We start from the raw sequence: 12,332 nt of genomic DNA, 5'->3' as shown, positions 1-12,332 counted from the left end.
TTCGAATCCCCTAGGGGACGCCACTTTACTTTGGTAAAGTAACAAAAGCTCATATGGTGCGAGTTAAAACAGCCAGTCCTAGTGACACAGAGGTTAACAAACCAATTTCTGCGTCCCCTTCGTCTAGAGGCCTAGGACACCGCCCTTTCACGGCGGTAACAGGGGTTCGAATCCCCTAGGGGACGCCACTATACCTTTAATTCCTTTCTATATTTAATCTTCGTTATATTGTTTATTTAATAGATACCTAGCGTCTATATTTCTCTGATCAAGCAAATCTGATTTTTGGGTGTTTTTTGTGCGTTTTATCTATTGCGTTGATCGCAAACAAGTTCTTGGTAAATAATCTAAACACCTCAAAAAACTAATGATTTACTATTGCATTTTTACTCTTAGAGAAAAATAAATGAGCAATAGGCGATCAAATTGTACGGATAAAGAGAACGATTACCCGCAACATTACAACTTACTGTCGACCACCGATATTACGGGTAATATCACATATGCAAATAGACAATTTTGTGAGGTGGCTGGATACCAATATCAAGATCTAATAGGGCAACCACATAATGTAGTTCGCCACCCGGACATGCCAGCAGCAGCATTTAGTAATCTTTGGTCTTATATCGGTACAGGTAAACCTTGGATGGGCATGGTTAAGAACCGATGCCAAAATGGCGACTATTACTGGGTCAACGCGTATGTGACTCCAATTAAAGATTGCAACGGTAAAACTATAGAATATCAGTCGGTTAGAACTAAGCCTGAAGCATCCGTTGTTGAGAGGGCAGACAAGGTCTATCGCAGACTTAATCAGGGTACCCCTTTAGATAAAATTGTCGCTCGTTCGTGGTCGTTATCAACAAAAATACGAATTGTCTTAGCGCTTTTTTATTCGCTCACTTTGTTCTTCAGTTATTTTGCGAGTTCTTGGTTATATCTGCTCGAAACACTCCTAGTGATCTTTATATTGATCGTAACCGATAAGCTTTTGGCGCCCATCTGTAACTTGAGCCAAAAGGCGCGAGAAACCTACGATAATCCGTTAATGCAAAAAATATATTTAAATCGGGTAGATGATATTAGTGCAATTGAGCTGGCTTTATTAGCGAGAGAATCTGAGTTAAGAGCTGTTTTAGGAAGAGTGAAAGATGCCAGCGAGATGGTTACCCAAGATGCAACAATCATGGCTTCAGAGTGTCAAGGTAGTTCTGCATTATTACAAACGCAGCAAACTCAAACCGGTTCATTGGCGACAGCCTTAAATCAAATGACGCAGAGTATTTCTCAAGTAGCAACCAACACGCAATCTGCTGCTGAGCAGACTGAGAGTGCGCTACAATCGGTCGCTGAAGGAAACAATGCGGTTGAAGAGAATATTCATATCAACCAAAGTTTATCTAGTGAATTGCAAAGTACACAAAAAGACATTGAAGAGTTAAGTGAACAAACGGTAAATATAGGGCGTGTTGTTGATGTTATTCGTTCTATCTCTGAGCAGACCAACTTGCTAGCTTTAAATGCTGCAATAGAAGCTGCGAGAGCTGGTGAGCAAGGAAGTGGCTTTGCTGTCGTTGCCGATGAAGTACGTGCGCTTGCACAGCGAACACAGGAATCCACAAAGGAAATAGACCAAATAGTGGAGAACCTAAAGTTGCGAACTGAGTATGTGGTTGACGCCATTCAAAATGGGGTAGAGCAGTCTTCGCAGTGTGTGAGTAAAGCGCAGGGAATGAAGTATAGTCTAGCTAGCATTAGCGACATAGTGACTGATATATCAAGCTTGAGCTATCAAATAGCAACAGCAGCGGAAGAAATGTCTGACGTATCACATGAGCTAAACTGCAATGCCGAAAGTATTTCGCAACTTGCAGATGAGTCACTCAATAGTGCCAAACGAGGCATACAAACCATAGAGAAAACTCGAGGGTCGCTATCGGATCAGGCCAGCTTGGTGAATCAATTCATCTCTAAATTTCATTAGTTGTTCATAGTGTTCGTGCTTAATGTCGTTAAAGCAAACAATTTTAAATCAGTCAAAGAGCTATTGTGTTTCCAAATTGGTTAATTTAGAGTCATATGACCAACACTGAACTGGCTAAGGATAGTAGCGTGAAAAAAATTGTTATATCTGGAGTAACATCTGGGCTTGGGGCGGCGTGGTTGGCGGAGCTTGATAAACGCCAACAAGCTGAATTTTTTGTGCTGGCGAGAAACAAAAATAAATTGCACTCGATTATTCAGCAATATGGGCTAACTAGTAAGATTCATTTTGTAGAGTGCGATCTCAGTGTGTTGAAATCAATCGATGCGGCGTGTCAGTATATTTTTGCACAAACAGGCCGTATTGATGTGCTAGTGAATAATGCGGGCATATGGTCTGGCGATACATTAGAGCTGTCAGACGATAATATTGAAATGACATTTGCTGTGAATGTTTTGGCTCCCTATTATCTGACAGGAAAATTACTGCCTTTATTACACAGAGCAAAACGTGCGAGCATCGTTAATACTGCTTCTTTTCGGCATTCGGACGCAAAAATAAACAAACAAGATATTGAGTTAGTATCATGTTTTAATGCACAAAGGGCGTATTGTAATAGTAAACTATACACGATTCTCTTTACCAAACACTTAGCAAAGCTGCTCAGTGATAGCCAAATATTAGTAAACAGCTTTGATCCTGGCATGGTGGATACACCTATGCTAAGACAAGCATTTCCAAAGCATCTTTCTTTTTTGTATCCATTAACAAAAACAGTGATTGCACGCTCAGTTGAAAAAGCTGCGCAAACAGGTGTATTTTTGTGTGATGAAAAAAATGTAATTACATCAGGTGCATACTTTAAAGATAAGAAGATGAAGCGCTCCAGTTCACTGAGTTATGATCAGTCTGTGGCATTGTGGCTTTGGTGTGAATGTGAACGTTTATCTGGTTTTGTCTATTCACTTAAGGCAAGGTCGATGGTGGAATAAAACCACTAATTATTGAATAACGTCTTTACCTAAAAAGCGCAGATAGTGGCAGCAAGTAACTTCACTATATGCACTTTTTAGCCTGCTATGATTTATGCCCTACCTAACATGCGCTTGAGAGTGGCGTCCTTATCAACCATGTGATGTTTTATGGCACTTGCGATGTGAAGGGCGATCAGGGTGCTTAAACCATAGGCAATTAAGCTATGCGCGTTTTTGGCGATGATAAATATCTGCTCGTTAATAGGCACTACCTCATCTCCTACGATATGTTCATTCACCAAACTTAAGCCAAACACATCAATGCCATAGCCGCCAAACCCAGAATATAGCATACCGCTGATTGGCATTGCTAAGGTGCCTAAAAGTAGTAGCCAGTGGGCAATATGCGCGACTTTTTGCACATGTACTGAAACGCCCGCTACGGGCTTTGGAAAGCCGCTTTTTATACGATAAATTGCGCGTGGCAAAATAACTAATAATGCTAGCACGCCAAAGGCTTTGTGAATTGGGTAAAGTGCCCAAACTTCAAAATTTGCCATATAAAAGCCAACGATAATTAACCCTAGCATAGTAAAGCCTACCAGCCAGTGGAATGAACGCGTTGTGGTTGAAAGTGATTGTGTACTCATTTTGATAACTCCTGATGATCCTGAGTTTTTAGATTAATGAGCGTTCATGGGCATATTCTAGCGCCTTGGGGTGAATGGCGGCACTTTGTGTCTAGTCGTCTCGATCCGCCATTGGTCCCAAAGCCAATGGATTATGCACTGATCAGCATGTGGGCTTCTTTACGTTTACTCTTACTTACTGGAATTTGTTGCAGTGTGTTGAGTTCGATATGGCCATGGCCAGAACGGGCATTGATGACACTTCGGCTCGCAGCTAAGTTAACTAAATAAGAGCGATGACAGCGGAAAAATTGCGAGTGAGGTAGTCGATTTTCTAACTCCTTCATCGTTGCTCTTACCAATCGTGTTTTATGCTGGGTTATGATTTCAATGTAATTGCCTGATGCCTTAAAAAACAATATGTCATCAAAATTTACATTAATGCCATCTATAGTAATGCTGTCTGACTTTGATTTGCTATTGTGAGCATGTGGAGATGTTTGTGTCTCTCGCTGTTCATCTTTTGGTATGTCGCATTTATCAAAAACATAAGCTTTTACCTGCCAAACCAAAGCAATCGTTAGATAAGTAAGCACGTGGGTATGCCAATTGAAAAATAAGCTTTCCTGCCAAGTTACTGAGTGTAACGTGACATCAAGTAGAATATGAACGCATAAAGTAAAACCTATAGAATAAATAGCAATTACGCTAAAGTGCTTGATGCGGTTTTGGCAGGGAATGTTATTGAGGGCGTTACACAAAACTGGCGTGATAAACAGCCATCCTCCAAACCGATGTAATGACCATTCAATAGAGGAGAAAAAATCAACAGGCTCGTTGGCGATAAACATGCTATGGAAGGCGCAATTTAAACACATAATGCTGAGTACAACGACCCAACCTAATAACATAAGTTGGTAATCTTTTAGGTGGCTAACGTTATTTTTTAAGAATGTTGTCACTTTAGTTTTGCCTGCGTTAAGAGTTTTTAATTGAATCAGCTTGTGTAAGTGTGTACTTACCATGCTCTGTGTATCAATAAAAGTTAAATCTATTGAACATAAATTATGCGCTAGAATCGGTACTGATTAAAGGGCAATTGTGATGCACTTGGTAAACAGCGATTAAAAACGGATATACTCATGCTTCTAGTCCACATTATGGTCTTGAAACTATTCAAAGTGCATACTTTAAACGTTTGAACTATTTACTAAATATCCTCTTTAAGATGTTGAGAATAGGCGTTATGATGCTGCAAACCGCTAAGATATAAAAAGACAAAAGTAAGGAAAAGTAGTTCATGTTAAATGAGTTTTTATACCGCTTAGGTTGGTTTTTGAAAAGCTATGAACTTCTTTTGGTACTATGGTTTTTAGTCACTCATTTTTCAAAAATTGGCTGGTCTGAGCTGCTTCAATTTAGGCCGTCTAACTTGTCGATAAAACAGCAAGAGTTGCATTCTAGCTTTGTCACCACAGCACTTTTTTCTTTTTATCATATTGTGGCATCAGAGCAGGGGATGTACTTTTTATCGTTGATGATGGACCAAGTTGACCGCATCAAGCTATTTTACTTTTCTACCATTATCATTCACTTCATCTTTATGCTGGTTTTATATTCATTGCATAGAATATATGGATATGCCTTCTCTAAAGCTGCACGAGTCTGTATTTACACGCGATTTGCTTACATGTGGCTGTTAATGATGGAGTTGGTTACTCGAGGTTATTTTGATTACCATGAGACTGGGTTTATCTATATATTTGGTGCTTGGGTATGTAATTTATTAGCCATTGCCGCTTTATCAGAGTATCCAGTGAAAAGCATGTTAGCTTCCTTTAAAAGGCGTGCCAAAACATCCTAAACTGATGTTGTGTCAGTCGAAGCATAACAATATTGTAGAGCGTTGTGAGCAGCGCACACGAATACCTTATTTTTCAACTAAGGTAGGTAATGGTGATTGCATTTTAAAACAATAATAAAAATAAGGCTTGAAATTGCGCTACCTTCATTGTCAAAATATTGAAATTGATAAACATAATCAGCAGCTTAGTTGCGCCGGTCAGCAAGTTGCACTGGCGCCTAAAGTATATGATCTGTTGCTGTATTTTTGTCAAAACTCGCAAAGAGTGATTAGCAAAGACGAGTTAATGGACAATGTTTGGGCGGGTAGTATTGTCACTGAAAATGCCATCAGCCGCACTTTAGTTAAAGTCAGAAAGGCGTTGGGAGATGACCCCAAGGCACCCCAATTTATCGTAACCGTCCCTAGAAAGGGTTATCGCTTAACACAAAAATTTGTGGCAAGTGATTCATCAATATACGGAAGTGCACAGAGTAACAGCTTGTCATCGCAGCAATTTTCGGTCAAACCTCGTGTATTAAGTGTCGCGTTGGCGCTATCAGTGCTCGTGGTGATTGGTTTATTGACGGTGGTGGTGCCATCATCAGATAGATCAAATTCCTTATCTATAAAGCCATTAACCCGTGACGTTGGGCAGGAACTATTTCCAGCGATGTCACCGGACCTTAAGCGCATTGCCTACACTATAATTAATGTTCAGGGTCAATCCGAAATAGTGATTGAGAATTTATCGCAAGGAGAGCGTGTTAAGCTGAGTAAACCGGGCTTTAATTTATCTCGCTTGGCGTGGGCAAGTGACAGCCAACAGGTTGCCTTTTTAGCTAAATCGAAGCAAGAATGCGGTATTTACTTCGCATCACTTGCACAAATTAAAGATATACAAACGTGGCGTCAGGTAGCCACTTGTGGACGCAAAAGCACACCTCATATCGCTTTTTCACCACGCGAGCACACATTGTTCTTCAACGATAGAACCGTTGCCACGCATGGTTATCAAATCTTTAAGTTAGATCTTATAACTGGCAGCAAGGAAATTTTGAATCAACCCATCACTGCAGGCAAAGGCAATTATGCGTTTGATATTTCTCCAAGTGGTGATACTTTGCTGATGCTTAATAGCGAGTTTTCGCCGGTCACAGCCATATACACTCTGTCGCTCGATGGTGCGAAATTGATGAAAACAGGGCAGCTAAACTATTTGATGCGCTCGGCTGTATTTAGCCATGATGGTGAAAGCATTGTGCATCCCTCGCCGCATCCAGCGTATGAGCTTTGGCAAAGCACTTTGGCTGGAAAAAAGTTATCCATCGTTGCGAGTAATACCTCTCGGGTAAAGCATATGCAGCGAGTGAACAATGGGCAGGATTTTGTATTTGTGTCGTACTTGCTCAATCGAGATCTTGTTTACCATGGCTTTGATAAAGAAAACAAATCACTAATTTCTACTGTAGGGCAAAATAACTCTTCGGTGATGGACTATTTACCCGCGCTTGCCAACCATGCGGATCACTATGCTTTTGTATCAAAGCGTTCAACCGGAGCCAAAGTTTACTTGGTCAAAGAAACTGCACAGGGGCACAGTCAAGCAATTACTATTTCTTCATTTGAACATCACGTTAAGCTGTATCATCTGGCATTTTCACCGGATGATACTCAATTGCTAGTACTGGCTGATAACCAATTGTTTGTTATTGATATCAATACACATTATATGGTGAAGTTGCCATTGAATAACCAATCTATTGAGGGGGTTAGTTGGCACTCGAAAAATAAATTACTGTTTAGTTCGTTGAGTGATAACCGCTGGCATATCAAGTTGTATGATCTTTTAGCACAAGAAGTCACAGATATTGCGCAAGATTATGTGGGGGGCGTATACCTGCCTAAGCTTGGTTATTACGCTTTGATAGAACAGCAAACAGGCGAAGTGTTTTTAGTATCTGACAAAGGCGAACGCCGAAAAGCATTATCGATGAGTTGTAGGCCAGCCTTGAGTGAAAGGCAACTCAATTTGCACGTACTCGAAGATAGCACTTTACTATGCCCCAATGGCGATGGCACAAAACTACGAGAGTTAGAACTATCTGATGGCGTGCTATCAAGCAGCTATTGGGCTGTGCAACCTGAATCACTTGACTTTAGTGTTAATCAACATGGCATATTGGCGACAAAAATGACCCAAGCGATTGCCGATGTGATGACCACAATATCCGAAAAGTAGTATCATAAAAATACGTAACCCTATGTAATTTAAAGTTATAAAAGTTGTGACTGCTGGTTGGTCACAACTTATTCCAAACAAATCATCGTTAAATCACGCTTGTTTCCTTACTTTTTACCTGTGCACCAACATGCTTTAGCCAAATCAATTTGGCAGGAGGATGTATGGATAGGCCAATTTCAAAAAAAACCAATGTAGTGCCTTATTTTAAGTTGGCTGGCGTTGCGGTTGCAGCACTTGGCTTATATGGCGCAATAACGCTAGCGGGCAATGGCCCAATGCAGGGGAAAACGTACAACGTAGCAGCCAGTTCTATTTCAGTGAGCACGGCTCAACAAGCCCCTTTTATGGAATACCTCCCTTTGCGAGGCATCGTTGAGCCACAAGACACGATTTTTATAGACGCAATAGATGGTGGCCGGGTGGAGCAAGTATTTGTGCAAGAAGGTGCTTTGGTTGAGCAGGGACAAGCACTATTGCAACTAAGCAATACGAATTTACAGCTCAACGTACTTGCACGAGAAGCTGAGGTATCAGAGCAAATCAACAATATGCGCAACACTCGCTTGGCGCTTGAACAAAATCAGCTCAAGCTTAAGCGTGATGTCATAGAACTAGATTACGAAGTTTTAAAACTTGAAAAGGAGTTTGCGCGCAATAAACGTTTGGTTGAGCAAGAGTTACTTTCACAGCAAGCCTTTGAGCAAACCCAAGACGAACTTCAATACCAAATCAAATATCGGGAAACGGTTAAAGAAAGCCAGCAAAAAGAAGCGTTGTTGCAAACTCAGCAGTTAGCGCAACTGTCGCAAAGCATCAAGACATTGGAAGCTAACTTGGCTATTTCAAGAGCTAGCTTAGATAAGTTAGTGATCAAAGCGCCAAGAAGCGGGCAATTAACCTTTTTAGATGCCAAAGTTGGTGAGTCTAAAAGTAATGGCCAGCGCTTAGGGCAAGTTGACCTAATTGAAAAATACAAAGTATCAGCTCTGGTCGATGAATTTTATGTTAGCCGTGTACATAAAGCGCAGAAAGCCTCCTTCTCACTGGGTCAAGATGACATAACACTGTCAGTGGCCAAAATTTACCCTGGTATTGAGCAAGGTACATTCAAAATAGACTTCAATATTGACGATACAAATGTCATGTCTCGGCTGCGCTTAGGGCAAAGTTTGCAGCTCAAATTCAACCTGTCGGACAGCGAAACAAAGCTACAAATCGCCAATGGTGGGTTTATGCAATACACCGCGGGGAACTGGGTGTTTGTGTTATCAGAAGATGGTCAACGAGCCTCAAAACGCTCGATCACCACTGGCAGGAAAAACCCTCAGAGCATCGAAGTTCTATCTGGTTTAAATGCGCAAGAACGGGTGATCACTTCGTCTTATGCCAGCTTTGTCGATGCACAGCACCTTGCAATCATTAATAAAAATTAAAAAGGTAACATCATGATTAAATTAACTAATATTTCTCGTTCATTTATTGGAGAGCAGGTCGAAACGGTCGCAATCAACGGTATGAGTGTGCGCATTGAACAAGGGGAGTTTGTATCAATTTTGGGCCCGTCTGGGTGCGGAAAGTCAACCTTACTCAATGTACTGGGTATGTTGGACAACATTGACGAGGGGGAATTTACTTTCATGGATGTGCAGGTTGAACAGCAAGGAGAAGCAAGCAAAGCGCGGTTAAGAAAACAATATATTGGTTTTATTTTCCAAAGCTTTAACTTGTTAGATGAACTGACGGTAGAACAAAATATCGAATTACCACTAATTTACCACAAGGTTGGCAAGCAAGAACGCAAAGCGCGTGTTGAGGAGGTTATGCGCCGAGTCGATATTTTACATCGTCGCGATCATTTACCCGCAAAATTGTCAGGTGGTCAGCAGCAACGTGTCGCCATAGCAAGGGCTATTGTAAGCAAGCCTAAGCTGATTTTAGCCGACGAACCAACAGGTAACTTAGATTCCAATAACTCTTCGCAAGTAATGCAGTTGCTTCGCCAGCTTAACCAAGATGAAGGCACCACTATTTTAATGGTGACTCACGCCCCGGAGCATGTGAGTTTTGGTACGCGAGTCATTGAATTGCTTGATGGTAAAGTCCAAAAAGATTATTTGACTGAGTGTGCTCACACTATAACCACCAAGGAGAGCTTGCATGTTTAGACTCTTTTTTCTAGTGGCCTTTCGTCACTTTTACCGTGACAAGTTGACGAGTGTTATTCAACTGTGTGGTTTGGTGGTAGGAATAGCGTGTTATTTACTGATTGGGCAATATGTTGCGTACCAATACAGCTACAATACGCAGTTTACCGATGCCAATAGTATTTATCGTATTCACTTATTTCGCGATGACAATAAACCGCAAACTTTAACGCCAATTAGGTTGGCTAGCGAACTGACCAGTAATTTCCAGCAAATAGAGGATGTGACGCGAATTTCCTCATCCTCGGTATCAGTTAAGCAAAGGGGTGGGGTTTACGCTGAGCAAGCAACATTTGTCGACAGTAACTTTTTTGATTTTTTTGATTTTGAGTTACTCGAGGGTGATATTTATACCGCGCTCAATTCACCAAACAGTGTGGTATTACATCAAGCTTTGGCACAAAAATATTTTGGTCAAATAACGAATGTTATCGGTCGGTCTTTAACAATCAACGGCGAACAGTATTTGGTGACTGGCGTGATCAAAAAAAGTCTGGTTCCACACACTCTGCCTGAAACATTGTTGCTGCCTCTTAAAAGCTATTTTACCTTGTTGCCTAATATTCAGTGGACGCAGTTGTGGAACTTTAATGCCACCATTACTTTCGCCAAAATTGCTCAAGCCAAAGACGTTTCATTTTTAAATAGCAGTGTAAGCAGCTTTTACGACGACAGAGCAAAAGGGCTGACCTCTTTTAAGCGTTTTCGCGTTGAGTTTGAACCACTGCTTGATGTGTATTTAAACAATACAACCACCCGCCCACTGGTGCCTTCAGGGAGTAAGCTAATGGTTACTGCGTTTAGCATTATTGCAGTACTCATTTTATTTTTAGCCTGTGTGAACTTTACCAATTTGGCGACGGCGGCGGCAATGCGCCGGAGTAAAGATGTTGGTGTGAGAAAAGCGATTGGTGCGAGTCGTCTGCAATTAATTGCGCAGTACTTATTTGAGTCTACCTTACTCACACTCGTAGCCACAGTATTCGCGCTGTTGCTTATATCTACTTGCTTGCCTTGGTTTAATCAATTAATGAATGTTGATATTAAGCTGATATTTGGCAATCGAGAAATTGTTGAGCTAATCATTATTTGCGCGTTGGTATCCTTGCTTGCAGGTGGTTATCCTGCTTTCTTTTTGAGTAACCAACCTGCCGCACTTGTCCTGAAGGGGGTGGTTAACAGCAGCCGTAGTAACGTTCTTTTTAGACAATGTCTAATTGTATTGCAATTCTCTGTCGCCGCTTTTTTATTGGTGACAAGTCTTGTCGTGAATTGGCAAATGAACTATGTGCAAAATATGCCACAAGGCTATGAAAAAGAGGGGGTCTTGGTGGTCAACCGTGGCGCTCAGTTATATAACACATTTAAGGCACAGGCGATGCAAATGGCTGAGGTTGAAGCCGTAACCATGTCTCATACCGTGCCGACAAAAGCAACACGTACATCTCATATGGTCAGAAAACTCGGTGAGATAGACAACGAAATTTGGGTGGGAAATAATCCGGTTAGCTACGACTACTTTATGGTTTTCGGTATTGAATTGCTTGCTGGTCGTGGCTTTTCTAAAGCGTACATAAATGATGCGTATGAAGAAGATAAACAAAATGTAGGGAACAGTACTGGTAAATTGGTGATCAACCAAACGTTAGCGAATACGCTTGGTTGGGGTGCTGAGCAAGCCATTGGTAAAAGTTTAATACTCGGTGCCAGCAATGAGGGATTGCATACTCATCAAATTATCGGTGTTACACAGGATACCCATTATATTAACGCGAAAAACCAAGTGCCACCGATGCTGTATGTGCTTTCTGAGCAGCCGCAAGATTTATCGTTACGTTGGTTGTCTATCCGTCTGGCTGAAAACGCCAGTTTAGAAACAGTCAAAAATCTAGAGCGTATTTGGCTAAGCTTAGATAACAATGTGGCGTTTAAATATGACTGGTTAAGTGAGTTGTTTACGGGTTCATATCGCAATGAAATATTGCAAACTAAGCTACTGAACTTATTTACCATATTGGCATTTTTGGTTACGAGCATAGGGCTGCTTGGCTTAGCCGCATTTATAACACAACGTAAAACTAAGGAGATAGCAATACGTAAAGTGTTAGGGGCGTCTAACCGACAATTATGTTTTATGTTATTGAGCCCGTTTACTGCATTGATTGTATTGGCTAATGTATTGGTATTACCTATTGCTTATTGGCAAATGAGCGATTGGCTTAACAACTTTATTTATAGAATGGCGCTGCCAATCAGCGCATTCGCTATCAGCTTGCTTCTAAGCCTCGCGGTCGCCTACATCACGATTTTGCTGATAGCGATAAAAGCGGTACGTGCAAGGCCTGTGTCTGCACTGGCGAGCGAATAAAAGTGTAATCAGAAAAGGGGCGATATTTTATCGCCTCTTTCCAACTTTGACAGATAGGTTCTGATTAACCTCAGCTACGGATAAG

The 12,332-nt window shown here is 41.2% G+C and carries 9 protein-coding genes and 1 tRNA gene; 8 read left to right on the top strand and 2 right to left on the bottom strand.

What is annotated here, in order from left to right:
- Positions 1-112: 112 nt before the first annotated feature.
- From ACW689_RS12650 to ACW689_RS12640, 3 genes are all read left to right on the top strand, one after another.
- Positions 113-188 (top strand) — tRNA-Glu (locus ACW689_RS12650).
- A 218-nt stretch (positions 189-406) separates the two neighbouring features.
- Positions 407-1,984 carry a methyl-accepting chemotaxis protein gene (locus tag ACW689_RS12645; RefSeq protein ID WP_476291856.1) on the top strand — a complete coding sequence of 526 codons (1,578 nt, stop codon included), beginning with the start codon at positions 407-409 and terminating at the stop codon, positions 1,982-1,984.
- Between the two features lie 128 nt (positions 1,985-2,112).
- On the top strand, positions 2,113-2,976 hold the full coding sequence (locus tag ACW689_RS12640) for an SDR family NAD(P)-dependent oxidoreductase (RefSeq protein ID WP_476291854.1): 864 nt from the start codon (positions 2,113-2,115) through the stop codon (positions 2,974-2,976).
- A gap of 92 nt (positions 2,977-3,068) precedes the next feature.
- Here the strand turns inward: ACW689_RS12640 and ACW689_RS12635 are convergent, their stop codons facing one another.
- Both ACW689_RS12635 and ACW689_RS12630 read right to left on the bottom strand, forming a co-directional pair.
- Complete coding sequence (locus tag ACW689_RS12635; RefSeq protein ID WP_476291852.1) at positions 3,069-3,608, bottom strand: cytochrome b; 540 nt, start codon at positions 3,606-3,608, stop codon at positions 3,069-3,071.
- 131 nt (positions 3,609-3,739) lie between these two features.
- Positions 3,740-4,549, bottom strand: a complete 810-nt coding sequence (locus ACW689_RS12630; RefSeq protein ID WP_476291850.1) for a LytR/AlgR family response regulator transcription factor — start codon at positions 4,547-4,549, stop codon at positions 3,740-3,742.
- Positions 4,550-4,887: 338 nt separating this feature from the next.
- Here ACW689_RS12630 and ACW689_RS12625 point away from each other — a divergent pair, with 338 nt between their 5' ends.
- The 5 genes from ACW689_RS12625 (at position 4,888) to ACW689_RS12605 (ending at position 12,247) form a co-directional block, all read left to right on the top strand.
- A complete protein-coding gene (locus tag ACW689_RS12625) occupies positions 4,888-5,451 on the top strand; it encodes a hypothetical protein (protein ID WP_476291848.1) in 564 nt (187 codons plus the stop codon).
- 133 nt (positions 5,452-5,584) lie between these two features.
- Positions 5,585-7,672 carry a winged helix-turn-helix domain-containing protein gene (locus ACW689_RS12620; RefSeq protein ID WP_476291846.1) on the top strand — a complete coding sequence of 696 codons (2,088 nt, stop codon included), beginning with the start codon at positions 5,585-5,587 and terminating at the stop codon, positions 7,670-7,672.
- A gap of 164 nt (positions 7,673-7,836) precedes the next feature.
- Entirely contained in the window at positions 7,837-9,108 is a 1,272-nt protein-coding gene (locus tag ACW689_RS12615; RefSeq protein ID WP_476291844.1) for an efflux RND transporter periplasmic adaptor subunit, read from the top strand.
- Positions 9,109-9,120: 12 nt separating this feature from the next.
- Positions 9,121-9,840 carry an ABC transporter ATP-binding protein gene (locus ACW689_RS12610; RefSeq protein WP_476291842.1) on the top strand — a complete coding sequence of 240 codons (720 nt, stop codon included), beginning with the start codon at positions 9,121-9,123 and terminating at the stop codon, positions 9,838-9,840.
- The gene (locus tag ACW689_RS12605; RefSeq protein WP_476291840.1) at positions 9,833-12,247 is read left to right on the top strand and encodes an ABC transporter permease; all 2,415 of its coding nucleotides are present in this window, start codon (positions 9,833-9,835) and stop codon (positions 12,245-12,247) included. The genes ACW689_RS12610 and ACW689_RS12605 overlap by 8 nt, the downstream gene beginning before the upstream one ends.
- Positions 12,248-12,332: the final 85 nt, after the last annotated feature.

The organism is Pseudoalteromonas sp. ABE4_541 (assembly GCF_056312285.1).
This window is presented reverse-complemented; position numbering and strand designations above follow the sequence as displayed.

Coding starts and splice junctions, on each gene's coding strand:
- ACW689_RS12645 (WP_476291856.1), top strand. CDS start 407: ATGAGCAATAGGCGATCAAATTGTACGGATAAAGAGAACGATTACCCG.
- ACW689_RS12635 (WP_476291852.1), bottom strand. CDS start 3,608: ATGAGTACACAATCACTTTCAACCACAACGCGTTCATTCCACTGGCTG.
- ACW689_RS12625 (WP_476291848.1), top strand. CDS start 4,888: ATGTTAAATGAGTTTTTATACCGCTTAGGTTGGTTTTTGAAAAGCTAT.
- ACW689_RS12615 (WP_476291844.1), top strand. CDS start 7,837: ATGGATAGGCCAATTTCAAAAAAAACCAATGTAGTGCCTTATTTTAAG.
- ACW689_RS12610 (WP_476291842.1), top strand. CDS start 9,121: ATGATTAAATTAACTAATATTTCTCGTTCATTTATTGGAGAGCAGGTC.
- ACW689_RS12605 (WP_476291840.1), top strand. CDS start 9,833: ATGTTTAGACTCTTTTTTCTAGTGGCCTTTCGTCACTTTTACCGTGAC.